At 63.4% G+C, this 25,920-nt stretch carries 18 protein-coding genes; 13 read left to right on the top strand and 5 right to left on the bottom strand.

The window, feature by feature from the left end:
- The first annotated feature begins 124 nt into the window (after positions 1-124).
- Positions 125-1,264: a J domain-containing protein gene (locus JAO73_RS01570; protein ID WP_198975410.1), complete on the top strand. Its 1,140-nt coding sequence runs from the start codon at positions 125-127 to the stop codon at positions 1,262-1,264.
- A gap of 360 nt (positions 1,265-1,624) precedes the next feature.
- Here the strand turns inward: JAO73_RS01570 and JAO73_RS01565 are convergent, their stop codons facing one another.
- Positions 1,625-2,188: a fasciclin domain-containing protein gene (locus JAO73_RS01565; protein ID WP_198975409.1), complete on the bottom strand. Its 564-nt coding sequence runs from the start codon at positions 2,186-2,188 to the stop codon at positions 1,625-1,627.
- A gap of 250 nt (positions 2,189-2,438) precedes the next feature.
- Here JAO73_RS01565 and JAO73_RS01560 point away from each other — a divergent pair, with 250 nt between their 5' ends.
- The 5 genes from JAO73_RS01560 (at position 2,439) to JAO73_RS01540 (ending at position 11,496) form a co-directional block, all read left to right on the top strand.
- The gene (locus tag JAO73_RS01560) at positions 2,439-4,880 is read left to right on the top strand and encodes a TonB-dependent receptor (protein WP_198975408.1); all 2,442 of its coding nucleotides are present in this window, start codon (positions 2,439-2,441) and stop codon (positions 4,878-4,880) included.
- Between the two features lie 186 nt (positions 4,881-5,066).
- Positions 5,067-6,545 (top strand): rhamnogalacturonidase, encoded by a 1,479-nt coding sequence (locus tag JAO73_RS01555; RefSeq protein WP_233168625.1) that lies wholly within the window; start codon positions 5,067-5,069, stop codon positions 6,543-6,545.
- Positions 6,546-6,689: 144 nt separating this feature from the next.
- Entirely contained in the window at positions 6,690-8,033 is a 1,344-nt protein-coding gene (locus JAO73_RS01550; RefSeq protein ID WP_198975406.1) for a TolB-like translocation protein, read from the top strand.
- Positions 8,034-8,206: 173 nt separating this feature from the next.
- Positions 8,207-10,303: a beta-galactosidase gene (locus tag JAO73_RS01545; RefSeq protein WP_198975405.1), complete on the top strand. Its 2,097-nt coding sequence runs from the start codon at positions 8,207-8,209 to the stop codon at positions 10,301-10,303.
- A 131-nt stretch (positions 10,304-10,434) separates the two neighbouring features.
- A complete protein-coding gene (locus JAO73_RS01540) occupies positions 10,435-11,496 on the top strand; it encodes a PKD domain-containing protein (protein ID WP_198975404.1) in 1,062 nt (353 codons plus the stop codon).
- Positions 11,497-11,594: 98 nt separating this feature from the next.
- Here JAO73_RS01540 and JAO73_RS01535 read toward each other — a convergent pair whose 3' ends face one another.
- The 3 genes from JAO73_RS01535 to JAO73_RS01525 are packed head-to-tail and all read right to left on the bottom strand — an operon-like array spanning position 11,595 to position 14,141.
- Complete coding sequence (locus JAO73_RS01535; RefSeq protein WP_198975403.1) at positions 11,595-12,278, bottom strand: SGNH/GDSL hydrolase family protein; 684 nt, start codon at positions 12,276-12,278, stop codon at positions 11,595-11,597.
- A gap of 35 nt (positions 12,279-12,313) precedes the next feature.
- Entirely contained in the window at positions 12,314-12,754 is a 441-nt protein-coding gene (locus JAO73_RS01530; protein ID WP_198975402.1) for a hypothetical protein, read from the bottom strand.
- 34 nt (positions 12,755-12,788) lie between these two features.
- Positions 12,789-14,141 carry a glycoside hydrolase family 88/105 protein gene (locus JAO73_RS01525; protein WP_198975401.1) on the bottom strand — a complete coding sequence of 451 codons (1,353 nt, stop codon included), beginning with the start codon at positions 14,139-14,141 and terminating at the stop codon, positions 12,789-12,791.
- A 473-nt stretch (positions 14,142-14,614) separates the two neighbouring features.
- Here JAO73_RS01525 and JAO73_RS01520 point away from each other — a divergent pair, with 473 nt between their 5' ends.
- Positions 14,615-15,847, top strand: a complete 1,233-nt coding sequence (locus tag JAO73_RS01520) for a site-specific integrase (RefSeq protein WP_198975400.1) — start codon at positions 14,615-14,617, stop codon at positions 15,845-15,847.
- Positions 15,848-15,868: 21 nt separating this feature from the next.
- A complete protein-coding gene (locus JAO73_RS01515) occupies positions 15,869-16,867 on the top strand; it encodes a hypothetical protein (protein ID WP_198975399.1) in 999 nt (332 codons plus the stop codon).
- A gap of 431 nt (positions 16,868-17,298) precedes the next feature.
- Here the strand turns inward: JAO73_RS01515 and JAO73_RS01510 are convergent, their stop codons facing one another.
- A complete protein-coding gene (locus tag JAO73_RS01510) occupies positions 17,299-18,720 on the bottom strand; it encodes a chloride channel protein (RefSeq protein ID WP_198975398.1) in 1,422 nt (473 codons plus the stop codon).
- Positions 18,721-18,879: 159 nt separating this feature from the next.
- Here JAO73_RS01510 and JAO73_RS01505 point away from each other — a divergent pair, with 159 nt between their 5' ends.
- The 5 genes from JAO73_RS01505 (at position 18,880) to JAO73_RS01485 (ending at position 25,789) form a co-directional block, all read left to right on the top strand.
- Positions 18,880-20,595 carry a mechanosensitive ion channel family protein gene (locus tag JAO73_RS01505; protein WP_233168624.1) on the top strand — a complete coding sequence of 572 codons (1,716 nt, stop codon included), beginning with the start codon at positions 18,880-18,882 and terminating at the stop codon, positions 20,593-20,595.
- Positions 20,596-20,603: 8 nt separating this feature from the next.
- Positions 20,604-21,347 (top strand): hypothetical protein, encoded by a 744-nt coding sequence (locus JAO73_RS01500; RefSeq protein WP_198975396.1) that lies wholly within the window; start codon positions 20,604-20,606, stop codon positions 21,345-21,347.
- A gap of 201 nt (positions 21,348-21,548) precedes the next feature.
- Complete coding sequence (locus JAO73_RS01495) at positions 21,549-22,268, top strand: GAF domain-containing protein (protein ID WP_198975395.1); 720 nt, start codon at positions 21,549-21,551, stop codon at positions 22,266-22,268.
- Between the two features lie 144 nt (positions 22,269-22,412).
- Positions 22,413-25,379, top strand: a complete 2,967-nt coding sequence (locus tag JAO73_RS01490) for a PAS domain-containing sensor histidine kinase (protein WP_198975394.1) — start codon at positions 22,413-22,415, stop codon at positions 25,377-25,379.
- A complete protein-coding gene (locus JAO73_RS01485) occupies positions 25,376-25,789 on the top strand; it encodes a response regulator (protein ID WP_198975393.1) in 414 nt (137 codons plus the stop codon). Before JAO73_RS01490 ends, JAO73_RS01485 begins: the two co-directional genes overlap by 4 nt.
- Positions 25,790-25,920: the final 131 nt, after the last annotated feature.

The raw sequence follows: 25,920 nt of genomic DNA, 5'->3' as shown, positions 1-25,920 counted from the left end.
AAAGGAAAAAGGGCGAAAAAGCTCAGCCATTCTATATAAACAGACCGGCAGATTGCGTCGGTTCTACGGAAAATTTCGGCGCGTGGCTGACTTTTGTGCCGTCGTTTGTGTTTGCTGCCGTAGCGTGAGTCAGAATCATTACCAAGTTCTTGGAGTAGCCCCCACCGCCGCGGCCGCCGACATCAAGCGGGCCTACCGGCAGCTGGTGGTGCGCTACCACCCCGATAAGCACGGCGGCGACGTCCGGTACGAAGACCAGTTCAAGGCCGTGGCCGTGGCCTACGGCGTGCTGAGCGACCCCGGCCGCCGGGCCACCTACGATTTCCAGCTGCAGCAAGCCGCCCGCCGCGCCGAGGAAGCCCGCCGCCAGCAGCAGCACCGCCCCGCCACGCAGCACGTGTACGGCGTGCCCATGCCGCCGCCCGCCCCGCTGCGCACGCGCCCGCCCGCCGGCAGCCGCGAGCGGCACTACCAGCGCATTCCGCGCCAGCAGCCGCGCTTCAACGCCCGCGATTGGGGCCTCACCCTGCTCTTCATTCTGGGTTTGGTGGTGTTTTCGCTGGCCGTGAAGGTGACCATGGACCGCATTTCGGCCAACCGCAACTACGACGACGGCTTGCGCGCCTACGCCAACGGCAACTTTGCCGCCGCGCACGCTTTCTTAGAAGAAACGCTGCACTTCCGCCCCGACTACGCCCCCGCCCTGCGCCGCCGCGGCGAGCTGGAGCTGCTGCTCAACCACAACCCCCAGGCCGCCCGGGCCGATTTTCAGGCGGCCCTGCTGCAGCGCCCGCCGCGCCGCGTGGCCGCCGACCTGCTCTACCGCCTGGGGCGCTGCGAAACGGCCCTGGGCCGTCCCGCCGCCGCCGAGCTCAGCTTCAACCGCGCCCTCACGCTGGACTCGACCCTGAGCGCTGCCTACCTGGCCCGGGGCAAGGCCCGCCTGCTCGACCTCAACCAACCGGAGAAAGCCGTGGCCGACCTCACCCAGGGCCTGGCCCAGCGCCAGCGCACGGGGGCCGGCCCGCCGTGGGAGTTTGTGCAGGTACGCGGCGTGGCGCTTGCGGCCCTGGGCCGCTACGACGCCGCCCGCGCCGACTATTTCCACGTGCTGCAAGCCCGGCCCGCCGATGGCCGCACGCACTTCCTGCTGGGTCGCCTGGCGGCCCACACCGGCGATACCACGGCAGCGTGCGAGTTTTATCGCCGCGCCTTGCGCCTAGGCTACGAATACGCCCGCGCCGCCGAGGCCGAATGCCGCTAGCGGCCCCGGCCGCACACCAAACAAAAAACCGCTGCTGGCTGAGGCCGGCGGCGGTTTTTGCGTTTGTTAAAAGCTCAGAAAGACAACGGAGACTGCTTGGGCAGCAACGCTTGGGGCCCGGGGGCGGGCTGCCCCCACACCCCGTCAGGCGCCGCGGTGCTGGCCATCGTGCCCGACTCGCGAACGCGCGCCGCTCATCGTGAGAGCAAGATACTACAACTCACGGCTTTTGTAGGGGCGGGCGGCCGGAATTTCAGAGCGCCGGGGCCGGGGCGCGAACGGGCCGAGCGGCGTGGCACACAAAAAAACCGTCGCAGGCCTTCGCCCACGACGGTTTTTAACTTTGCTAGCTTCCGCTAATTAGTTAGGCATCAGCACAGTGTTCACCACGTGAATCACGCCGTTGCTTTGCAGCACGTCGGCGATGGTCACGGTCGACACGCCGCCTTTTTCGTCCTTCAGTTCAATGGTTTTGCCCTTGGCCATGGCGGTCAGGGTGCCGCCGCTCACGGTTTTGAGGGTAGCGGTGCCTTTGCCGGCTTTGATGGCTTTCATCAGGTCGGCGGCGGTCATGCGGCCGGCCACCACGTGGTAGGTCAGGATTTTGGTGAGGGTCGCCTTGTTCTCGGGCTTCACCAGGGTTTCCACGGTGCCGGCGGGCAGCTTGTTGAAGGCTGCGTTGGTGGGGGCAAATACGGTAAAGGGGCCGGCGCTTTGCAGGGTTTCTACCAGGCCCGCGGCTTTCACGGCGGCCACCAGCGTGGTGTGGTCTTTCGAGTTAACGGCGTTTTCCACGATGTTTTTCGTGGGGTACATGGGCGCGCCGCCCACCATCACGGTTTTGGTAGCTTGGGCCGAAACCGTGGTGGCAGCACCAACGCTGAACATGGCAACCAGGGCGAGCGAAAACAACGTCTTTTTCATCTGAATAAAGAAATGATTAGTTATTGAAGATTATGACCCACCTACGCCACTGGCTGCGCCAGCGGATTGCCTCGACAGTATTTTTTCTGGAATGTGCCCTTTGCTCCGGTCAGTCCGTAACGCCTTTCGAGCGGTTTTCATCGGCCGTTGGGAGGCCGTATCGTGCTGACGGCAACCGGTCTGCCGGCTTAACCGTCGGACCGGGAGGCCCCCGGATAAAACATTTGTTCTGCTGGCTACTTCCTGCTGCATGAGAATCGCTACCCTGCTGCTGCTACTGCTGTTTTCGCTGCGCGCCCTGGCCCAAAACACGGCCACCGTGGCCGGCACCGTGCGCGACCGCGCCACCCAAGAAGCCCTGCCCGGCGTGAGCATCACCCTGGAGGGCACCGACTTCGGCACCGCCACCGACGCCGAGGGCCGCTACCGCCTCACGGGCGTGCCGGCCGGCGCCTACAACCTGCGCGCCACCTTCGTGGGATACGACCCGCTGGTGCGCTCCAACATTGCCCTGAGCAGCGGCAACGTGAACACCCTCAACCTGGAGCTGAACACCGTGCCCCAGGCCCTGGGCGAAGTGACCGTGACGGCCAACCGCGCCATTCGGGTGGCCACGGCCGAAACGCCGCTGAGCGTGCAGCGCCTCACCACCGAAGAAATCAAGAGCAACCCGGGCGGCAACTTCGACATTTCGCGGGTGGTGCAGAGCCTGCCCGGCGTGGGCGGCGGGGGCAGCGGCGGCACGGCCGGTTTCCGCAACGACATCATCATCCGGGGCGGGGCGCCGAACGAAAACGTGTACTACCTCGACGGCATTGAGGTGCCAGTTATCAACCACTTTCCCACCCAGGGCAGCGCCGGCGGCCCGGCCGGCATCCTCAACGTGAGCTTTATCGAGGACGTGACGCTGAGCAGCTCGGCCTTCCAGGCACGCTACGACAACGCGCTGAGCTCGGTGCTGCAGTTCCGGCAGCGCGACGGCAACTCCGAGCGCATCCAGGGCAACCTGCGCACCTCGGGCACGGAGGTGGCGGCCACGCTGGAAGGCCCGCTGACGGGCAACACCACGTTTCTGGCCTCGGCCCGGCGCAGCTATTTGCAGGTGCTGTTTAAGCTGATTGACTTGCCCATTCGGCCCGATTTCTACGATTTCCAGTTCAAGACCACCACCAAGCTGTCGGAGAAAACCACGCTCACCAGCCTGGGCCTGGGCGCCATCGACCACTTCGAGATTGTGCCGCCCAAGAAAAGCTCGCCCTCGAAAGAATACGTGCTACGCTCCAACCCCACCATCGACCAGTGGAACTACACCGTGGGCCTGAACCTGCGCCACCTGGTGGAAAACGGCTTCGTGAACGTGGCCCTGAGCCGCACCCAGCAACACAGCGCCGCCGACGCTTTTGAGTACGGCTACACCGGCGACGAAAGCCGCCGCAAGCTGGGCGCCCGCAGCGGCGAAACCGAAAACAAGCTGCGCGCCGACGTGAACAAGCGCGTGGGCCGCTGGCAGTACAGCTACGGCACGGTAATCCAGCTGCAGCACTACGACAACGACCTCACCCAGCGCCTGCGCTCCGAGGTGCGCGACGCCAGCGGCCAGCTCGTGAGCCCGGCCGTGACGGTGCGCTTCAAAACCGACCTCGATTTCCTGCGCTACGGGGCCTTCGTGCAGGCCACGCGCACCTACGGCGCCACCAGCCGCCTCACGGTGTCGGCCGGCATCCGCACCGATGGCACCACCGCCCTCACCGAAGGCTACCGGCTCGACCGGACGCTGTCGCCGCGGGCTTCGCTGAGCTACGCCCTGCTGCCGACGCTGAACCTGAACGCCTCGCTGGGCCGCTACTTCAAGATTCCGCCCAGCACCATCCTCGGCTACCGCGCCCCCAACGGCGCCCGCGTGAACTCCGACAGCCGCTACATCCGCTCCGACCACGCCGTGGCGGGCCTGGAATGGCTGCCCGGCAAGGCCACCCGTTTCACGCTGGAAGGCTTTTACAAGAAATACGCCTATTACCCGGTGTCGGTGCGCAACAGCATCAGCCTGGCCAACCTGGGCGGCGATTTCAACGCCATCGGCAACGAGGCCGTGACCAGCACCGGCCAGGGCCGCGCCTACGGCGCCGAGGCGTTTTTTCAGCAGAAGCTCAGCGGCAAGCTCTTCGCCATTGTGTCGCTGACGGGTTTCCGGTCGGAGTTTTCGGGAGTGAATGGCATATACAAGCCCACGGCTTGGGACACGCGCTTCCTGGGGTCGGCGCTGCTGGGCTACCAGCTGGGCCGCGGCTGGGAGCTGGGCGCCAAGTACCGCGTGGGCGGCGGTGCCCCCTACACGCCCTACGACGAAGCCGCCAGCCGCGCCAGCTACCAGGCAGTGGGCACGGGCATTCTCGATTACAGCCAGCTCAACACCCGCCGACTGGGCGGCTTCCAGCAACTGGACCTGCGCCTGGATAAAAAGGTGAACCTGCGCCGCCTGAGCTTCGATTTCTACGTCGACGTGCAGAATGCGCTGCTTGCCAAGCCAGTTTCAGTACCTTCTTACACCTTCGACCGCCTGCCCGACAATTCCGGCTACGTCACCACCGACGGCCAGCCCCTGCGCCCGGACGGCAGCAACGCGGTGCCCATCCTGCTGGGCGACAGCGACGCGCTGGTGGTGCCCACGATTGGGTTCATTGTGGAGTTTTAGCCTTGTTGCGGTCCTCGCCGGCATAAGTAGCAGTGCCAGAAGAGTGCAGGTAGGTTTCGGACGCAACGCAATGGTTCTTGCGCAGGAGTAAAGTGGGCTTCCCACCGATTACCTGACCCGTGCGCGATGCTTTTCGGAAAACTGCTGCTTCGGCGAGCCTGGCTGCTTGCTCTTCTCTTCTTCGGCTTGGGTGCTGCCAGCGCGGCCCCACCGGCGGGCGGCTTCAACATCCGCGACTTCGGGGCCAAAGGCGACAGCGCGACGCTGGACGGCGACGCCATTAACCGGGCCATTGCGGCGGCCGCGAAGGCGGGCGGCGGCACGGTGTATTTTCCGGCGGGCACCTACCGCAGCTACTCTATCCGGCTGCAAAGCCACATTTCGCTCTACCTCGACCAGGGCGCGGTGCTGCTGGCCGCCGCGCCCGTGGGCGCCACCGGCTACGACGCGCCGGAGCCGGCCGACAACGACAAATTCCAGGATTTCGGCCACAGCCACTGGCACAACAGCCTGATTTGGGGTGAGCGGCTGGTAGACATTTCCATCCTCGGGCCGGGCACCATTTACGGGCAGGGCCTCACGCGCGAGGGGCCGCACCAAGCTCCCGTCGGCAACAAGGCCATTGCCCTGAAGCTGTGCCGCAACGTGACGCTCAAGGATTTCACGGTGCGCCAGGGCGGGCATTTTGCCCTGCTGGCCACGGGCGTCGACAACCTCGCCATTGACAACCTGAAGCTGGACACCAACCGCGACGGCCTCGACATCGACTGCTGCCAGAACGTGCGGGTGAGCAACTGCACCGTGAATTCGCCCTGGGACGACGGCATTTGCCTGAAAAGCTCCTTCGCCCTCGGCTACGCCCGGCCCACCGAGAACGTCACCATCACCAACTGCCAGGTGAGCGGCTTCGACCGCGGCAGCTTGCTGGATGGCACCTACCGGCGCAACGAGGCCGCCCTCGTGCCCGACCACGAAGGCCCCACCGGCCGCATCAAGTTCGGCACCGAGTCGAACGGCGGGTTTCGCAACATCGCCATCAGCAACTGCGTGTTCGAGTACTGCCGCGGCCTGGCCTTGGAAACCGTGGACGGCGGCCTGCTGGAAGACGTCGTCATCGACAACATCACGATGCGCGACGTCATCAACGCGCCGTTTTTCCTGCGGCTGGGGGCCCGGCTGCGGGCGCCGGCGGGCACGGCCGTGGGAGCCCTGCGCCGCATCAGCATCAGCAACGTGAACGTGTACAACGCCGACTCGCGGTTTGCCGTGCTCATCAACGGCGTACCGGACCATCCCATTGAGGAGGTGCGCCTAAGCAACATCAACATCTGGTACAAGCCGCTGGACGCGGCATCGGCAGCAGCCATTCAGCAGGACTTGCCGGAGGACGAAAAAGGCTACCCCGAACCCCAGAAGCTGGGCGTGGGCCCGGCCTACGGCTGCTACATCCGCCACGCCCGCAACGTTGAGCTGCACGACGTGAGCCTGCACTTGCTGGGCGCCGAAACGCGGCCGGCCCTGATGCTCGTGGATGTGCAAGGCGCGGGCCTGCGGCACGTATCGGCCGATAAAGCCGGGGCGGCGCCGCTGCTGGTGCTGAAGGGGGTGCGCGGGCTGGAAATAACCGAGAGTGAACCCCTGAAGAAGTCCACCAGAACGAGGTAGAAACGCAATATTTTGCGCCTCGTCGTTGAACGACCGGGACCGCGCCACCTGCTTAAAATGGCTCAGAACAAACACCATCAGCAACGACAAGATGCAAAATATTGCGTCTCTACCTCGTTCAATTCGCCCTTCTAAAACCCGCCCATGAAAACTGCTTTACTTCTCGTCGCCCTCCTCCTCGCCGGCACCTCCCGGGCCCAAATCGGCCGACGTTTCCCCTCGGAGAAGAAGGTGGTGAAAGACCCCGTGACGGGCACCCTGCTCACCTTCCTGACCAGCACGTCGGCCGGCGACAGCAAAATCTACCAAACCCACAACCAGTGGACCGCCGACGGCCAGTGGCTCATCTTCCGCTCGAACCGGGCCAAGGACGAAGCGTTGGCCGTGAACGAGAAAACCGGCGACATCGTGCAGGTAAGCGAGGGCAGCTACACCGGCATGCTCAACGTGGCGCGCAAGGCCATGAAGCTGTATTTCATGCGCAACCTGCCGGGCGCAGGCAAGGAGCGGCCCGCCGGCGTGCAGATTGTGGAAGTGGATTTGGCCAAAGTTTTTGCCGACAGCAAGGCTGGCAAGATGCAGCCCGCCAGCGCCTACCAGCGCATCTGCGGCACCACGCCGCCGGAGCTGCAGGCCGGCGGCGACATGGCCCTCGATGGCGACGAAACCTGGGCCTATTTCCGCGTGGGCCGCGACGAAGCCGCCCGCCACCTCGCGCCCGGCACCAAGCTGGAAGCCGAATTTGGGCCGCGCCACATGGGCGCCGGGCCGGCCGGCATCGCGGCCATGAACGTGCAGACGGGTGCCATCAAATATGTAGTGTCGGTGCCGTTTCAGGTGGGGCACATCCAGACCAACCCTTGGGTGCCGGGCGAAATCGTGTTTTGCTGGGAAACCGGCGGGAAGTCGCCCCAACGCACCTGGACGGTGCAAGCCGACGGCACCGGCCTGCGCCCCCTCTACCCCGAAGCCGAAACCGAGTGGGTGACCCACGAGGCCGTGATATCGAAGGATGAAACCGCCTTTGCCATCATGGGCCACCGCAAGATTCCGGGCTCGACCAAGGAAGTGGCCGCCGGCACGGCCGTGAGCGGCGCCAACCCCGGCCAGGAAGCCGCCTGGGGTCCCTCCGGCACCCGCGAGAAGCCCACCGGCCTGGGCATCGTGAACCACCGCACCCGCGAAATGACCATCGTGGGCCAGACGCCCAGCGGCAGCGGCCTCTGGCACGTAAGCGGCTCGCCGGACGGCCGCTGGGCCGTGGGCGACGACTTCTCGCGCAGCATCTACCTCATCGACCGGCACACCCGCGAAATGCGCTTGCTCAGCACCGGCCACAAGGAAACTGCCGCCGACCACCCCCACCCCACCATGAGCCCCGACGGCACCAAGATTGAGATTCAATCGGCCATGCTCTCGGCCGATGGGCGGAGCATGAACATTTGCATCATCCCCGTGCCGCAGGAGTGGCTGAAGCGAAAATATTAACGAGCGCCCCGGCCCCGGTTCGCTTGAAGCGCGAAGCCCATTGGAGAAGGGAGCCAGCCGATTTCGGCAAAAGCGCAATACTGGTGCCCCCTCTCCCTCGGGAGAGGGGGTCAGGGGGTGAGGCGCCCGTCAGAACCACCATGTCAATGCAGAGGCCAACCAACATACTTCATATGAAAAAGTCCACTCTCTGGGCCCTAGCGCTCTGCCTGGCCACGGCAACCTCCGCCGCTGCGCAAGCCCAGCCCAAGCCGCGGTTCTTCAACAACGCGGAGCTGATGAGCATCGGCAGCTACTACTACCCCGAGCAGTGGCCGCACGACAACTGGGCGCGCGACATCAAGAAGATGGCCGAGGTGGGGTTTCAGTTTACGCACTTTGGCGAGTTTGCCTGGTCGTTTATTGAGCCCGAGGAAGGCAAGTTCGACTTTGCCTGGCTCGACGAGGCGGTGGGGCTGGCCCACCAGAACGGCATCAAAGTCATCATGTGCACTTCCACGCCCACGCCGCCGGCCTGGCTGGCCCAGAAGCACCCCGAAATCCTGATGGTGAACGCCGAGGGCCGCACCATGCAGCACGGCTCGCGCCAGCAGATTTCGTGGTCGAGCCCCGTGTACCGGCAGTACGTGGCGCGCATGGTGGAGGCCATTGGCAAGCACTACGGCCAGGACAAGCGCATCTGGGGCTGGCAGTTGGATAACGAGCCTTCGCACTACGGGCAGTACGACTACAGCCCGGCCGCGCAGGCCAGCTTCCGGCGCTGGCTGCAAGCCAAATACCAAACCCTCGACGCCCTGAACAAAGCATGGGGCACGGCCTTCTGGAGCATTCGCTACAACGATTTCGCCCAGGTGCTCATTCCGAACCAGAAGGAATTGATTGCCCAGCCCAGCCCGCACGCCGTGCTGGATTTCAAGCGGTTTTCGGCCGACGAGGCCAACGACTTTCTGAGCGCGCAGTACACCATCCTGCGCAAATACCTGGCGCCCAGCCAGTGGATTACTACCAACCTCATGCCCGAGCACGTGGACGTGGACCCCACCCGCATCACGGGCCTCGACTTCCTGACCTACACCAAGTACCTGGTGGCGGGCTACGACAACGGCACGGGGCCGCAGGGCTTCCGGCTGGGCTCGGCCACCAGCATTGCCTTCGCCAACGACCTGTTTCGGTCCTTCAACGGCACCACCGGCGTGATGGAGCTGCAGCCGGGCCAGGTGAACTGGGGCAAATTCAACCCCCAGCCGCTGCCCGGCGCGGTGCGCATGTGGATTTGGCACGCCTTCGCGGGCGGCAACCGTTTCGTGTGCAACTACCGCTTCCGCCAGCCGCTGACCGGCGGCGAGCAGTACCACTACGGCATCATCGGCACCGACGGCGTGACGCCGAGCACCAGCGGGCAGGAATACATCCGGGTCATCAAGGAGCTGAAGCAGGTGCAGCAGCAGTACACCCCCAAGGCCCCCGTGCCCGCGGCCTACCGCCGCCGCCAAGCCGCCGTGCTCTACAACGCCGACAACCGCTGGGAGATGGACAACCAGCCCCAAACCGACCAGTGGAGCTTCATGCTGCACCTCAAGCACTATTACGGCGCCCTGAAGCAGGCCGGCGCCCCGGTCGACGTCATCACCGAAGCCAAAGATTTCGCGCGCTACCCCGTGCTGGTGGCGCCCGCCTACGAGCTGCTCGACCGGCCCCTGGTGGCGCGCTGGAAGCAGTACCTTGAGCAGGGCGGCCACCTCATCCTGAGCGCCCGCACCGGCCAGAAAGAGCGCACCGGCAAGCTTTGGGAAGCCAAGTGGGCCGAGCCGATTCACGACCTCATCGGGGCCAGCATTTCGATGTACGACCTGCTGCCGAGCTGGGTGGCGGGCACCGTGGAGGCCGGTGGCAAAACCTACAAATGGAACAACTGGGCCGACGTGCTGGAGCCCCAGCCCGGCACCGAGGTCTGGGCCACCTACTCGAACCAGTTCTACAGCGGCAAGGCGGCCGTGGTGTCGCGCCGGCTGGGCAAGGGCACTGTCACCTACGTGGGCCCCGACACCGACGACGGCGCCTTGGAAAAAGAGGTCATCCGCCGGGTGTATGAGCGGGCGGGCATCGCCATCGAAAACCTGCCCGACGGCGTGATGCTGGACTGGCGCGACGGGTTTTGGGTGGGCGTGAACTACGGCGAAAAGCCGTATACCGTGGCCGTGCCGGCCGGGGCCAAGGTGCTGGTTGGCGAGAGGGTGCTGCAGCCGGCGGGCGTGGTGGTGTGGCAGTAGAGACGCAATATTTTGCGTCTTGTCGTTGAACGACCGGGACGGCGCCAAACTGTGCATAACCGCACAGAACAAACAACATCAGCAACGACGAGACGCAAAATATTGCGTCTCTACCTCGTGCAACGTCAGCTATGAAACTCCTGCACTTTCTCTTTCTGCTGCCATTCGCCGCCCGCGCCCAGGAAGACCGGGGCTTCAAAATCTACCAGTTTCCGGCCAACATGATTCCGCGCATCGACGGCAAGGCCGACGACTGGGCCACGTTCCCGAAGGAATACATCGTGGGCACCGACCAGCTCTGGGACGACTCTAAGCACTATCCCAAAGCCGATTCCACCAATCTCGATGTGAAGGTGCGCGTGGCCTGGGTGGCGGGCCTCAACCGTCTCTACTTCCTCTACGAAGCCACCGACGACTACTGGGACTTCAGCCAGCCCGGCCTGCACAACGACACCTTCGAAATCATCGTGGACGGCGACCTCTCCGGCGGCCCGCTCATCGCCGAGCAGCACCCCAACCAGGAGTTGCCGCTGATGGAGCGCTACTTCGCCTTCCACGGCGTGCACGCCCAGAACTACCACATTTTCATGCCCGCCGAGGGCAAAGACTGGGCCCTGGCCTGGGGCGCGCAGCCTTGGATTAAAAAGCTGCCGTACTCGAATATCGCCTACAGCTACGACTTCCGGCCCGGCCAGCGTGGCAAACTCACGGCCGAGTTCTGGATTACGCCCTTCGACTACGCCGGGGCCGAAGGGCCGGCCCGCGCCGTGGAGTCGGTGCTGACGGAGGGCAAGAAAATCGGCCTCACCTGGGCCGTGATTGACTACGACGACGTGCAGGACGAAAGCAAAAAAGGCTTCTGGAACCTGTCGAAAAACCACAAGATGTACGGCAATTCCAGCCTGGGCACCGTGTTCACGCTGCTGCCGCTGGCCGCGCAATACCTGCCGAAACTGGCGGCCCAATGGTCGTTCCAGGTGACGGACATGGCCCGCCGCCAGGTCACGTTCCGCGACGAAAGCCGCGGCCCCATCAAGCGCTGGCACTGGGATTTCGGCGACGGCACCACCTCCACCGAGCCCAGCCCGGTGCACCGCTACAAAGACGCCGGCAAGTACCTCGTAGTGCTCGACGTGGAAGGCCCCGCCGGCAAAGCCCGCATGGCCAAGCTCTGGGACGTGGCCCTGAAGTGAGGCAAAATTTTAGAACGTCATTAGACCGTCATGCTGAGCGCAGTCGAAGCATCTCTACCGCTTCAGGTTTCCCTTACTCCGTTCTAAGACGATTAACCCTACCGCCCCATAATGACCAGCACAGGTGCCACCAGCACCCGAGAAGCAGCGGCGTCCAGATGCAGGCCGTCGGCAGTCATGGCGTTGATATCGAGACCCGGCGTGTTGTAGCCATTCACGAACTGAGAATGGGTGCGGTGCGCCACCTTTTGAAAGGCAATGCTCATGGCGCGCACCCGTGCGTCGCCGCCCTGGTACTTGGGCAGGGCTTCCGCTTTGGTGCCGTAGGGTGGCGGGGAGATGATGATAATCCGAGCTTTGCTGATGGCTGGATATGGGCAGTTTTTAATCTTCTTGATGAGGGTTTCCAGGTTGGCCGGGACTTCTTTTTGGCGGTCGGCAAAAACGGCTTTGGCGTCGTTGGTGCCCAGCTCCAGCACCACGAAATCGAACGGCCGGTCCTTGGTAAACTCGGCCGCTTTGCGCAGGTTTTCGTCGATGACCAGCAGCGAATTCAAGGTGCTGTCGCCGTTGTTCACGAAGCCGATGGTGCGGCCCGATTTGCTGATATTGAAGACCTGCGCCCGGGGCAGGGCCAGTTCCAGCTGCTTGGGCCAGCTGTGGGGAAACGTGCCGTTGCTGTCGCCCAGGGTAAAGATGTTGAGGGGCTTGTCCGCCGCCACCGGGGTTTGCGCGGGCAGCAGGGCCGGCAGGAGCAACAGAAACAGGAGAAGCTTTTTCATGGCAATTGGTTTTTTAACACCTTACTCAAGCAGCTTCACCATTTCCACCAAGGCTTCTTGATTTCCTGAGGTTGCCCGTAAAGTTCTTCCATCGGCTTCAACTCGCCGTTATGAGGAAAAAGTATACTAGTGCCGCTTGCATCGAATAAGCCGACCTGATGTTTTGCGGCGAGTCTGATAACAGCTTGGTTGGCCTCGGTATATAATGACCAACTAAAGGCAATGTATATAATAGACTTGCCTATTGAATAATCCGTTTCGTAATCACTCTCATGGTCCTCACTCGCATCAGGACCATTCATGTCAGGAAAAATTTTGGTTATGTCTAAAAGCCAAGCCCTGAGTTCGGGAGTAGTCACGGAAGGGTCATCATAGGCAGACTCAGACCAGTTCGTTTGTACGTCAAACCAAGTCATAAATTCAGCGCGTGTTTTCGGTGCTGCTTCCGCGCTAAAGACCATTAAATCGTAACTCATGCTGATGGAGAATTGCTTGTAAACTCTGCCCAAGCTACTTCAAAATCTGCACCGAGCTGTCGTTGATGCCATACGGGTGCTGCTTGAGCAGCTGGGTGATTTCGGCGCCGGCCAGCAGCACGGGGCCGTAGCCGTGGGCGGCGTACACGTTCACGGGGCGGTAGTAGTAAAAGGCCGGGTCGAAGCCCATGCCGGTGCCCACGCAGGTGCCTTCGACCTGGCCCTGGGCGTTGACTTTGGTGCTCACGGCATTCCAGGCCAGCAGGGCCATGGGACCGTAGGCCTGGGCATCGAGCCAGCCCTGGTTCACGGCGTGGGCGATGGCGTAGGCGTAGATGGCCGTGGCCGAGGTTTCGAGGTAGCTGTCGGGGCGGTCGAGGAGCTGGTGCCAGAAGCCGGTTCCGCTTTGCTGGGCGGCCAGGCCGCGGGCGTGGGCGCGCAGCAGTTCCAACACGGCCGGGCGGCCGGGGTGGTCGGCGGGCAGCACGTCGAGCAACTCCACTTTGGTGAGGATGGCCCAGCCGTTGGCGCGGGCCCAGTGGAATTCGGGGTGCTCGGCCATGCCCTGCACCCAGCCGTGCATGTAGAGGCCCTTTTGCCGGTCGAACATGCGCGGAGCAAACTGCGTGATTTGCTTCACGGCCTCGTCGTAGTAGCGGGCCTCGCCGGTGAGCTTGCCCATTTGGGCCAGGGCCGGGATGCTCATAAACAGGTCGTCGAGCCAGAGGGTGTTGGGCTGGGGGCGGTTGCGGGCCAGCGTGCCATCGGGCAGGCGGAATTCCTTGGTCATGATGTACTTGACGAAGTTGTCAATCATCGGCCGCAGGTTGGCTTTGGGGTCGAGGCGCTGGGTTTTTATCATGGCCGCGCAGATGGCGCCGGCATCGTCCAGCGCGTGCGGCTGCAGCACCGAGCGCACCGGCGTGGCCGCCTCGGGGTGCTGGGTTTGGTAGGCTTGGAAGTAGGGCACCAGCTCGCCCAGAAACGTGAGGCGGCTGCGGGTGTAGGCGGCGAATTTAGGGTCACCGGTGGTTTCGGAGGCGCGCAGCATGCCGGCGTAGGTCACGCCCCACTCGTAGCTGGTGAGGCGGAAGTCGCCGGGCTTGATGATGGCGTCGGGGTTGAATTTCTTGCGGTCCGCAATGGGCGCGTTGGTCTTTCTATCAACCAATTGGGCCGGCGTGGCGGCGTTGAGGTAGGCGTACACACGGTCGAGCACCTGCTTCACGTCTTCGGCTTTGGTCTGGCCGTAGGGCACGGGGTAATCGGGCTTGAGCAGGTGCAGGGGCGTGGTGGTGTCGTTGGTTTTTACCTGCGCGTGAGCAGGCGCAGCAAGCAGCAACAGGGTCGACGCGCAGGCACTGACCAACAAAGAGCGGAGAAGCATGGTGGGTGGGAATGGCCGCCCGGCGGAGTCACCGGCGTGGCAGGCCAAGGTAGAAGCCGCTTAAACGCCAATTCTCCTGTGCTGTCCTGCTCGGCGGCGGCCGGCTCAGCCGATACCTGACAGGGCCAAGTCTGGGGGCCGCCCGGCGTTTAAGCCACTCCATCATTCAGGCTGGGCGGCTGGCAAGGAGAAGCTCATCCACCACGCTAATCATCGGCCCAAGCCCAAACAAAAACGCCTCCCGCGCAATGCAGGAGGCGTTTTCGTGGCAACAGTTGTACTAAAGCAAAATACCCCACCCCGATACTAACTGCTTTAGAACACCATTTCAACCACATTAATCCATGCTCAAACCATCCAAAACCCGCTTATTTGACTAAATACATAAGCTAGAATCGGCCCTTTTGTCCCAGATTCCGTCCCATGTCCCACTAAATTCATTAGCTTTGAAGTGGCAACTAATTCTCACTTCAATGGCAAAAATACGCTTCCTGCTGGTAGAACCCAGCGCCGAAAAACCGACCCCGCTATTCACGTTTCTGAGCTTCGCGGGCCGCCGGATAAAAGTTTACTCCGGCCACTCCATTCACCCCAAGCAATGGGACGCTGGCGAGCAAAAAGCCCTGACCCGCGGCTACCCGCGCAACGGCGCCCTGAACGACTGGCTCAAGGTTCTCACCGAGCGAATCGAAACCTGCCGCGACAAACATGTGGCCGCCGGCACCGTTCCCTCCGCCGAGGAGCTGCGCATGCTGGCCATCCCCGAAGAGGCCACGCCCGCCGCTGCCGAACCAGAGCTTGCTACCCCCGCCGGCCCCAATCTGCTCACCGTTTTTTCCGAGTGGATAGAAGGCCGCAGCCTTACCCAAAGCCCCAACACCCTCCGCACCTACCGCACGTCGCTGCGGCACCTGCGCGACCTACAGAAGCTCGAAGGCTACGCCGTCGACTTCGCCACCGTGGGCAACGGCTTCGCCGAACGCTTCGCCCGCTACCTGCTCACTAAGCGCAACCTCGTCGACAGCGCCGTACACAAGAACCTGTTCCGGCTCAAGCATTTCCTCAATTGGGCCCTCGACAACGGCTACCCCATCATTGCCGACCCCAAGAAGTTCAGCTGGCAGCACCGCGAGCCCGACATTCTCACCCTCACCCGCCAGGAGGTGCAACGCTTGGTCGACCTCGACCTGAGCGCCCGCCCGGCCCTCGATAACGCCCGCGCCCTGTTTCTGGTAGGCGTCTACACCGGCCTGCGCTTTTCTGATGTAGCCGCCCTGCGCCCCGAGCACATCCAGGCCGACCGCCTCCGCGTCACCACCCAGAAAACCCGCCTCACTGTCACCGTGCCGGTACGCGCCGAGGCCCGCCCGCTGCTGGCCCGCGTCACCGAAGGCACGCTACGCCCACTGGCCAATCAAAAGCTCAACGGACACCTCAAGGAACTGGCGAGGCTGGCCGAAATCGACGCGCCCACCGAGCGGGTGCGCTACGCCGGCGGCCAGCGCCGCGCCACCACGGCCCCCAAGTATGAGTTTGTCACCACGCACACCGCCCGCCGCACCTTCGTCACGCTGGCCCTCGAAGCCGGCGTGCGCCCCGAAGTCGTCATGCGCATCACCGGCCACAAAAGCCTCTCAGCCTTCCGACGCTACGTCAACGTCACTGAGGACACTATGCTCGATGAGTTTTCCCGCGCATTCGCCTAACCCAGCCGGTTTCAGGCAGCTATGCGCCAATATTCCCTTCCCTCCGACGCACTGCCCGCCGAAGTCGGCGATGCCTACGAAAGCCTCCTGCACGCGCTGAGCGACTGGCTCAGCGCGCCCAGCCCATTCACATCCACCAACCTAGCCGACTACTTCGAGGAACACCTGGCTGGTTGCGATACCCCCGAAACCCGCATCCGTTACCTGTGCCGGCTCACCCTGCACGGCGGCGTCAACGGCGAAGCCTACCCCGAAGCCGCCATGGACTTGGTGGAACTGCAGGCCGAATTCCGCGCCTTTCCGGGTTACACCGATACCGACCTGGACCTGTATTTCGACGAGTACTACTTTTCCTGGCTGGCCGTCCGGCTCACCGAGGCCCTGTGCGAATACACCGGCCGGGCCCGCCTGCGCGGCGCCCGCGCCAGCCTGCGCGCCGAGTGGGAAGCCCTGCCCCTCACCCGCCTGCAGTACCGCCCCACCGACGCCAACACCGTCCAGCTGCTGCGCTTCCTGTTCGTGGTACTGATACCCTTTGCCCAAAACAGCCGCACCCGCAGCGTCCGGAGCGTAACCGAAGAAGTGGTGCAGGGAGCCCGGGCCGCCAACAAGCCGCAGCGCCCCGCGCCCGTGCCCCTCTCCTCCAACGTGGCCACGCTTTGCTCCGGCAACTTCAAACCCACCGACCTGCGCGCCCTGCTCACCTCCCTCGGCGTGCTCGACGCTACCACCGGCCAATGGCACCTCGGCGAGCTCAAGGGAAAAGCCGCCGCACCCCTCAGCGCCTTCCCTGCCGCTTACCGAGCCCTGTTCGAAGCCAAGCTCATGCTCTTCGCCGACGCCCCCGTCTACCGCAAGGCCTTCGAGGAAGAATTCCACGTCAAATTCAGCGACCGCCTGGCCACCTTCAAAGACGGCAGCGGCAGCGCCCGCTTCCAGGACTACCTAGTCGAAGCCCGCCGCTGGATTACAGTGTGGAAAGCTTCCGACTCCCATATTACGCACAGTAGCGCCCCGTGAACTGCTGCATCAAACCTTGGTAAATAATTGACTGCCGTTTATCGCCAACTTATCTTTTATCCTCCCTTTTACTATCCTTCCCGCGCTGGAGTAACCAAGATGATGCAGCAATACGTCGGCGGCGTGGCCTTTTTTCAACCGAGTTGCACTGACTGACGGGTTGCCGCGTCAAAGTGGTGCCGAAACCAGCCCGTTCAGCCAATTGAGGCGGGTTGAAAACCCCTGCCAGCGGCTGCACCACACGGCGATGGTCTGCGCCTGGCGCACGCAGGGCGCGTCGGCACCACTGGCACGTTCACGGCCACCGCCCCGCTCCAACCGGCCGCTGCCTGGATAATCGCGAACCTGCGGACGGTGCTGCTGGTGCAGGAAATCGGCTCGCACCACGTGGTGGGCGTGGCCAGCCTGCCGCTGGCGGCCGCTGCGACCAATTAATGCTGTTCAGCGCTGTCGATGAGCTCCGGGCGCTCCGGGCGCGCAGCCGACTTGGGGGCCGGCTGGTCCAGGGTTTCGCGCATGAAACTCACTTTCAGGTGCTCATAAAGCGAGTGTGGGTCGATGAGCGAGGCCACGGCCTGCGCCATCAGGCCGCTAAGCAACAACTGAAAAATGGCCGAGTGGCGGTCCGTCATTTCCAGCACCAGGATGGCGGCCGTGAAGGGTGAGCGCACCACGCCCGTCAGAAAGCTCACCATGCTCACCAGAATCAGCAGGTTGCGGTCTTCGAGGGGCACCGCGCCCAGCCGGCACAGGCCATCGCCCAGAATGGCCCCGGCGCTGAGCGAGGTGGCAAACACGCCGCCCGCCCCGCCGCCGCTGTAGCTCAGGGCCATGCCCGCGAAACGCGCCGGAAACAGGTACCAAGGCGTCTGGCCGTCGTTGGCAAACAGCAGGCGGTTGATGATGGGCTTGCCGGTGCCCACGCCTTCCTGGCCCACCAGGTAGGCCAGCCCGGCCATCAGCAGGCCGCAGCCCAGCACCCAGCCCGCCTGCTGGCCGAAACTGGCGAAGCGCTTGCGGAAGCTGCCCAGCCACAGCAGCGTTTTGGCAAACAGCGCCCCGGCCAGGCCGCACACCACGGCCACCAGCGCCACCGTGGCCAGAATCCAGCCCACGTGGGCCGTCACCTTTGGAAAGTCCAGGTAGAGGTACGGCCCCAGAAAAGTCTGCGCCGTGAGCCCGGCAATGATGACGGCCGAAAACACCGCCATCCGAAACCGGGCCATGTGTAGTTGGGTCAGCTCTTCCACCACAAACACGATGCCGCCCAGCGGGGTGTTGAACGCCGCGGCCAGCCCGGCCGCGCCGCCCGTCACCAGCGCAATCTGCCGCGAGAGCTGCGGCCAGCCCGCCGGCTGCAGGCGGTTGATGGCCCGGAAAATGGCCGCCGAAATCTGGATGGTCGGCCCCTCGCGGCCAATCACGCCGCCGCCCAGCAGCAGGGCCACGCTGCTTAATACCTTCACAAAGGCCACGCGCAAGCTCAGCAGGTAGCCCACGCGCGGGTGCCGGCTGGGAGTGGAGAGTTCGATGCCCGCCATCACCTGCGGGATGCCGCTGCCCCGCGCCGCCGGGGCCAGCTGCTGCACCAGCACCCACGACACCAGAAAGGCCAGCGGCGTGAGCCCGAACGCCAGTAGCGGCTCGTGGCGCAGCCAAGCAAAGCTCAGTTGCTCGGCCCAGGCAAACAGCCGCTCGTAGCCCACGGCCACCCCGCCCACCACCACCGACGCAAACCAGAACGGGAAGCTCTGCAGAATCAGCCGGCGCACCCGGTCGGTATAGAGTCGGCGGAGCAGCCGGCGGTCGAGCCAGGCGAGGAGGCGGGTGTAGCGGGACGGGGAATCAGGCATTCAGAGGAATTTCGGGTGGATGAGCACTCGGGCCCGGCGGCGAAGCCGTATTTCCTGCAAGGTCGGCACTTTTAGGTGGGGGTTGGGTGAAAAGCCGGTACCTTGTTGAGCGTATGCCTGCGCCGGGTATGGTACCTGATGCTGCTATTGCTTCCCCCAATGCGTCGCTTTTTCTCTTATTGGCTGGTGCTGCTGGCCGTGCTGGCCGGCGGCCCGGCCAATGCCCAAACCCTAACCGCCCCGCCTACCGATTCCATTCGGGCCACCGCCCTGCTCCAACGGGCCGATTCGTTGCGGCTCGCCCAGGCCCGGCAGCGCATCGGCGCGCTGCGGGCCACGACCCCGGGCTACCCCGTGGTGCTGCGCGCCGACACGCTGTTCCGCGTGTACACCAAGCTGGGGCCGTTTTCGCCCCGCGAGCGCGCCGCCCTCATCGCCGAGAAAGTGCAGCGCTTGGAAGCCAACCCTGACTTCCGGCCCGACTCGCTGCGCCTCTACCCGGCCGAGCAAACCATTGATTTGATGTACGGCGAGCTGGTGGTGCAGAGCGTGTCGGAAACCGATGCGCTGTGGGCCGGCCAGCCGCGCGACGCCCTGGCCCGGCAGTACCGGGCGCGCATCGTGCAGGCCGTGGCCCGTTACCGCGAGGCGCACCGCTTCGTGAACATCCTGAAGGAAATCGGGCTGGTGCTGCTGGTGCTGGTGGCCTTCTACTTCGTGGTGCGGCTCGTGAACCGGCTCTTTGGGTGGGTGCGCCGTAAGCTATTGACCAAGGAAACCACCTGGTTCCGGGCCGTGCGCGTGAACAACTACGAGCTATTCACCCCGCGCCGGGGGCTTGATGCCGCGCTGCTGCTGCTCACGGTGCTGCGCTGGGTGTTTATCTTTCTCGTCATCTCGCTGGTGCTGCCGCTGCTGTTCAGCATCTTCCCCGGCACGCAGGGCGTGGCCGATACGCTGCTGGGCTACGTCCTGACGCCGCTGCGCAAAATCGGGCTGGCGCTGTGGGATTTCCTGCCCAACCTGGTCACCATTGTGGTCATCGTCACGGTGTTTCGCTACGTGCTGCGGGGCGTGCATTTCCTCAAGGAGGAAATCCGGCTGGGCCGGCTCACCATCGACGGCTTCTACCCCGACTGGGCCAACCCCACCTACCAGATTGTGCGGGTGCTGGTGTTTGCCTTCCTGCTGGTCGTGATTTTTCCCTACCTGCCGGGCTCCGAGTCGCCGGTGTTCAAGGGCGTGTCGGTGTTCCTGGGGTTTCTGTTCACGTTTGGCTCGGCGGGGTCGCTGTCCAATATCGTGGCCGGGCTGGTGCTCACCTACATGCGCGCCTACAAGCTGGGCGACCGGGTAAAAATCGGGGACGTGACGGGCGACATCATCGAGAAAAACCTGCTCGTGACGCGCATTCGCACCATCAAAAACGAGGAAATCACCATCCCGAATTCCTCCATCATGAGCTCCTACACCACCAACTTCAGCAGCGCCGCGCCCACGCTGGGCCTTGTGCTGCACACCACCGTCACCATCGGCTACGACGTGCCCTGGGCGCAGGTGCACCAGCTGCTCGTCGCCGCGGCCACGCAGGCCGAGGGCGTGCTGGCCGAGCCCGCGCCCTTCGTGCTCCAAACCAGCCTCGACGATTTCTACGTGAGCTACCAGCTCAACGCCTACACCCGCGAGGCCAGCCGCCAAGCCGCCATTTACTCGCGCATCCACCAGCACATCCAGGACCAGTTCAACGCGGCTGGCGTCGAAATCATGTCGCCCCACTACCGCGCCGCCCGAGATGGCAACCAGACCACCATTCCTGCCGATTACCTGCCCAAGGACTACGTGGCCCCGAAGTTCCGGGTGGAGGGGACGGAGTAAGGGAAATCATGCCTATTTTGGCTTGGAGTACGCTACCCAGTGGCATACTATTTTCGGATTGCTGCTACTTGCAATATGGCGGAGCAGCGGCAAATAAAATGTTGGTGGCCATTATAAAAAAATACAGTAAAATGACAATATCAGGCTACATACAGGATACAGAATATGCTGCATCAAGACTAATTGATGACATTTGGCACGAACACAATCAGCAAAAGTCACTAGAAAATGAAATAAAGAAACTTCAAGCTGTTGTACAGCATCAGTATGGACAAGCTCAGTCTTTAATGGACAGTGATGACCCTGATGATGTAATGTTAGGTGCTGGTGTGCACTGGCAGACATATTTTGAAGAGGACAAACAATTATTTCATAAAAGCGAAGCTTATCAGAAACTAGAAGAACAAATACAGACACATACTTACTCGATTCAGACTTTATGTTCTGGCCTTTTACAAATTGTTAAACAAGGAATATCAATAGTTTACAATGGAACGGATACGTGTCCTAACGGAAGAACAGTTGGGACACAAAACTTAAAAGATGTTGTTTGGCAAGCTCGTAATCAAACAATGCATTATGAAGAAGGAAATTGTCGTCCTCCGATTGTAGCGGTGTTCGCAAAATTGTCATCTGAATTTGACCCAGTCTTTGATAATTATAACTTACAAAACCTGGCTTTTGAGGTAATAAAGATTCTAGACTGGATAGACTATAGTAAATACAAAGCAGACATACAATCTTTGGCTTAACGAATAATGGCTACTAAGATTAGGTTTGCTGCGCGGTGAATGGGGCGAATTAGCAAATGCAGTCGGGCACCGTTCTTGAGAAAAAAAGTGGGCCCGTTTGCTATTTACAAGACCAGAGCCACCGGGGCGCCTGAGTACCAGCATAACCTTTACTGTCGGGCTTTCGTATGAACCCGGTTATCGCTATTACGCCTATTCTAAATGTCTTATTCCCATCTGGAGCCGCCCAATGAACAGGCCCGGCTCCTGATTATTCAGAAGTACCACGTTCCAACCGCCTTTCAAGAGCCCATCTTTCAGGAATTAACCACGCTGGCCGCCCACATTTTTGGGTTGCCGGTGGCCTTTCTGTCGCTCGTAGACGGCGCGCAGGTAGATTTTCCAGCCACGCACGGCGTGCCAGACCTGCGGGTGCTGCCCCGCGAGGCGGCACTCTGCTCCATGGCGGTGCACCAACACACCACGGTGGTCCTCAACGACATCAGCCAGGGCAGCGATTCGCCGCACTGGCAAACGGCGCAACGGTTTCGGATGGAGTTTTACGCGGGCGCGCCCCTGCTCATCGAGCAGCAGTATGCCGTCGGGGCCCTGTGCCTGAGCGATAATCAGTCGCGGGCCTTCACCAGCCAGGAAGAAGCCGTACTGAATGAGCTGGCCGCCGTCGCCAGCCAGGCCATCACCACCCGGTGGCAATACGTGACCGAGGCAGAAGGAGCGCCCCACTGGCCGGCCGTGCAACAACTGGCCATCCAGGACATCCACCTTTTGCGGGGCCTGATTCACCGCCTGCAGGACCAGTCTGCCGACGCCGTCCTCCACGTCGTGCAGCGGCGCCTGGCGAACTTGCGGGAAACCGTCACCGGACCATCGGCGCTGTTGCCATTGGCCATAAGCCCGGTGCGCTTGGCACCAAGCTCCTGATTACGGAGGGCGCCTGATGGAGGCTACCGTGGGTAGCTGGCTGATTAGTAATTTCGTCCGGTTGTGAGCGTACTTCCCTGCTCATTAAAATTTAGCCAGCTGCAGTAGCGGCGGCGGGTGTTCCGGCACGAAGCCAACTTCCTTATGCTCATTTCTTCTGCGCCGGCGTCTCTGGCCGATGTGGCCTCCCCTACCGGGTTGCTGCACACGCTGCTCACCGTGTCGCTGACGGCTATTGCCGTCCTGCGGCCGCTCTACGAGGCCGAATCCGCCGTCATCCACGATTTTGCCTGGGTGCACCTCAACCCCGCTGGCCAGCAGCTGCTGCGGCAGCCCGAGTGCCCCACCGCCTCGCTGCTCAAGCTGTTTCCCACGGCCAAGGCCGATGGCATGTTCAACAAGTGCTGTCAGGCGTTTCTGACCGGCGAGCCGCAGCGCAACCAAACGCATTACCAGGCCGATGGGCTGGACGGCTACTTTGTGCTCGCGGCCCAGCGCTGCGAAAACGTGCTGGTCGTCAATTTCCTCGACACCCACGCGGGACCCCGCGCGGCCGCTGAGGAAGCCCTGCGCGAAAGCCAGGCCCGCGAGCAAACGGCCCGCCAGCAGGCCGAGCGCGAGCGCAACCTGCTGCAGGCGCTACTCACGCAGGCGCCCGTGGCCATTGGCTTGTTTCAGGGCGAGGACTGCGTGGTGAGCGCCGCCAACGACCTGCTGTGCGCCATGTGGGGCCACGCGCCCGCCCAGGTGCTGGGCCGGCCCCTGCTGGATGGGGTACCCGAGCTGCGGGGCCAGGGCTTCACCGAGCTGATGCAGCAGGTGGCCCGCACCCGGGTGCCCTTTGTGGGCACGGAAGCCCCGGCGCAGCTCCGCCAACCCGACGGCAGCGTACAAACCCACTATTTCAACTTCGTGTACCAGCCGCTGTACGCTCCGGACGGCAGCGTGCTGGGCGTAGTGGATATTGCCATCGACGTGACCGAGCAGGTGCTGGCCCGCCAGCAAATGGAGCAGCTCAACCAGGAGCTGGAAATGCGGGTCACGGCCCGCTCGGCCGAAGCCAAAGCGGCCCTCTTCGAGGCCGAGAAGCAGCGCGAGCAAGCCCACCAGCAGCAGGCGCGGCTGGGGCAGATTCTGGGCCAGATGCCCGCCGCCATTGCCACGCTGAGCGGCCCGATGCACCGCTTCGCCTACTTCAACGCGGCGTACGGCGCCATCTCGGCCGACCGCGCCGTGCTGGGCCAGACGGTGGCCGAGGTCTTTCCGGAGCTGGTAGAGCAAGGCATCATTGGCCTGCTCGACCAGGTGTACACCAGCGGCGAGCTCTTCGTCGGCACCGAAATCATGCTCATGATTCAGGACGCCGCCACCGGCCAGCCCGAGCCGCGTTACCTGGATTTCACCTACCAGCCCCTGCTCGACGGGCAGCAGCAGCCCGAAGGCGTGCTGGTGTTTGCGCTGGACGTGACCGAACGTGTGCGGACCCGCAAGCAGGCTGAAACCCTGCAAACCGCCATCCTGGCCGTGACCAGGCGTCAGGCCCAGGAGCGCGAAAACGCCTACCAGCTCTTCGAGCAGGCCCCGGCCGCCGTGTGCCTGCTGCGCGAGCCCGACCACCGCATCGAGTACCTCAACCCGGCCTACCAGGCGCTGTTTGCCGGCCAGGAGCTGCGGGGCCAGACCCTGGCCCAGGTGCAGCCCGACAACGCGGCCCTGGTGACGCTTTTCGATGGCGTGTACCAGCACGGCGAGACGCAATTTCAGCGCGAGGTGCCCGTGTCTGTGCCGCAAGGCCCCGGGCAGCCCCCGCTGCGGCGCTACTTCGATTTTACCTACCAGGCCTACCGGGAAGAGGGGCGCATCGTAGGCGTTTCGCTCTTCGGCTTCGACGTCACGGAGCGCGTGCGGGCGAGCCAGGCCGTGGAGGCCCAGCGGGCCGAGCTGCAGCGCCTTTTTGCCCAGGCGCCGGTGGCCATTGCCCTCCTGCGCGGGCCCGAGCTGGTGATAGAGCTGGCCAACGGGGCCGTGGAAACCATTTGGGGACGGGCGGCGGCGCAGGTGCTGGGCCGACCCTATTTTGAGGCCCTGCCGGAAACGGCCGGCCAGGGGTTTGAGCAGATTCTGGCGCAGGTGCTGCAAACCGGCCAACCCTTTATCGTGACCGAGGCGCCCGTGCTGCTGCCCCGGGCCCATACCGGCCGGCCCGTGCAGGGCTTCGTCAACTTTGTGTTTCAGCCCCTCTTCGACGAGCAGGGGCACACCACCGGCCTGCTGGCCATGGGCACGGAAGTGACCGAGCAGGTGCACGCCCGGCAGCAGGTGCAGTCGCTTAATGAGGAGCTGGCCACTATCAACGAAGAGCTGAACGCCACCAACGAGGAGCTGAACGAGAGCAACCGCCGCCTGCTGCGCACCAATGCCGACCTCGACACCTTCGTGTACACCGCCTCGCACGACTTGAAGGCCCCCATTGCCAACATCGAGGGCCTGCTCGACGTGCTGAGCGAGTACCTGCCCCCCGCCGACCAGGAGCCGCTGGTGCCCCAGCTGATGCACCGGATGCGCGGCGCTATCGCCCGCTTCCAGCAGACGGTGGGCCACCTCACCGATGTGTCGCACCTGCAGTACCACACCGGCCAGTCGCAGGAAGAAGTGGACGTGGCCCGCGTCGTCGAGGATGTGCGCCTGGACCTGCTGCCCCTGCTGGAAGGCACCCAGGCCCAACTGCTGCTGGACGTGGCGCACTGCCCGCCCGTGCGCTTTGCCCTCAAGGACCTGCGCAGCATCGTCTACAACCTGCTCAGCAACGCCGTGAAGTACCGCGCCCCCGACCGTGCGCCCGTGGTGCACATCCGCACCCGCTGCGCCCCCCAGCAGCTGGTGCTGGAAGTGCAGGACAACGGCCTGGGCCTAGACGCTCCCCAGCAGGGCAAGCTCTTCCAGATGTTCAAGCGCCTGCACTACCACGTCGAGGGCTCGGGCGTGGGCCTTTACCTGATTAAGCGCCTGATTGAAAATGCCGGCGGCACCATTGCCGTCCGGAGCGCGCCCGGCGTGGGGTCCACGTTCACCGTGACCCTGCCCCTGGCCGCGCATAGCCCCGTATCATGACCAAACTCCCCCAAATACTGCTCGTCGATGACGACGACACCACCAATTTCCTCAACGAGCTGCTCTTCAAACGGCTCAACGTGACCGACCACGTCCGCACCGCCTACACCGGCGAGGAGGCGCTGCGGCTGCTCACCCAGGACCCGCCCTACGAGCCAACCCTGCTGCTGCTCGACGTGAACATGCCCGGCATGGGCGGCATCGAGTTTCTGGGGGCCTACCAGCGCCTGCCCAAGGGCCAGCAGGACGCCACGGTCATCGTCATGCTCACCACTTCCATGGATGCCCGGGATTTGTCGCGGATGAACGACCTGCCCATTGCCGGCCTGATTAGCAAGCCGCTCAACCGGGAGAAAATCGAAACCCTGCTCCAGCTCCACTTTCAGCTGCAGCTGCCGCCGGGCGAGTAGGGCTTGCCGCCACTGCCGCCACGGGTCGGCGGCTCGCGGCTCGGCCTCACACCGCCGCCCGAGGGTGCGATAGGGCCATGCGGTTTTTTAACGCCACCAGGTGAACTGCGTCCGCCGTGTAGCGCAGCAGT

The organism is Hymenobacter miniatus (assembly GCF_016427455.1).
GTDB classification, from domain to species: Bacteria; Bacteroidota; Bacteroidia; order Cytophagales; family Hymenobacteraceae; genus Hymenobacter; species Hymenobacter armeniacus.
The sequence above is the reverse complement of the archived record's forward strand: the minus strand, read 5'-3'. Positions and strand labels throughout refer to the sequence as shown.

Excerpts from the sequence above, each read along its gene's own strand:
- JAO73_RS01540 (WP_198975404.1), top strand. The coding sequence starts at position 10,435 with ATGAAACTCCTGCACTTTCTCTTTCTGCTGCCATTCGCCGCCCGCGCC.
- JAO73_RS01505 (WP_233168624.1), top strand. The coding sequence starts at position 18,880 with ATGCGTCGCTTTTTCTCTTATTGGCTGGTGCTGCTGGCCGTGCTGGCC.
- JAO73_RS01520 (WP_198975400.1), top strand. The coding sequence starts at position 14,615 with ATGGCAAAAATACGCTTCCTGCTGGTAGAACCCAGCGCCGAAAAACCG.
- JAO73_RS01495 (WP_198975395.1), top strand. The coding sequence starts at position 21,549 with ATGTCTTATTCCCATCTGGAGCCGCCCAATGAACAGGCCCGGCTCCTG.
- JAO73_RS01525 (WP_198975401.1), bottom strand. The coding sequence starts at position 14,141 with ATGCTTCTCCGCTCTTTGTTGGTCAGTGCCTGCGCGTCGACCCTGTTG.
- JAO73_RS01565 (WP_198975409.1), bottom strand. The coding sequence starts at position 2,188 with ATGAAAAAGACGTTGTTTTCGCTCGCCCTGGTTGCCATGTTCAGCGTT.
- JAO73_RS01550 (WP_198975406.1), top strand. The coding sequence starts at position 6,690 with ATGAAAACTGCTTTACTTCTCGTCGCCCTCCTCCTCGCCGGCACCTCC.
- JAO73_RS01515 (WP_198975399.1), top strand. The coding sequence starts at position 15,869 with ATGCGCCAATATTCCCTTCCCTCCGACGCACTGCCCGCCGAAGTCGGC.
- JAO73_RS01535 (WP_198975403.1), bottom strand. The coding sequence starts at position 12,278 with ATGAAAAAGCTTCTCCTGTTTCTGTTGCTCCTGCCGGCCCTGCTGCCC.
- JAO73_RS01530 (WP_198975402.1), bottom strand. The coding sequence starts at position 12,754 with ATGAGTTACGATTTAATGGTCTTTAGCGCGGAAGCAGCACCGAAAACA.
- JAO73_RS01510 (WP_198975398.1), bottom strand. The coding sequence starts at position 18,720 with ATGCCTGATTCCCCGTCCCGCTACACCCGCCTCCTCGCCTGGCTCGAC.
- JAO73_RS01560 (WP_198975408.1), top strand. The coding sequence starts at position 2,439 with ATGAGAATCGCTACCCTGCTGCTGCTACTGCTGTTTTCGCTGCGCGCC.
- JAO73_RS01500 (WP_198975396.1), top strand. The coding sequence starts at position 20,604 with ATGCCTATTTTGGCTTGGAGTACGCTACCCAGTGGCATACTATTTTCG.
- JAO73_RS01485 (WP_198975393.1), top strand. The coding sequence starts at position 25,376 with ATGACCAAACTCCCCCAAATACTGCTCGTCGATGACGACGACACCACC.
- JAO73_RS01545 (WP_198975405.1), top strand. The coding sequence starts at position 8,207 with ATGAAAAAGTCCACTCTCTGGGCCCTAGCGCTCTGCCTGGCCACGGCA.
- JAO73_RS01490 (WP_198975394.1), top strand. The coding sequence starts at position 22,413 with ATGCTCATTTCTTCTGCGCCGGCGTCTCTGGCCGATGTGGCCTCCCCT.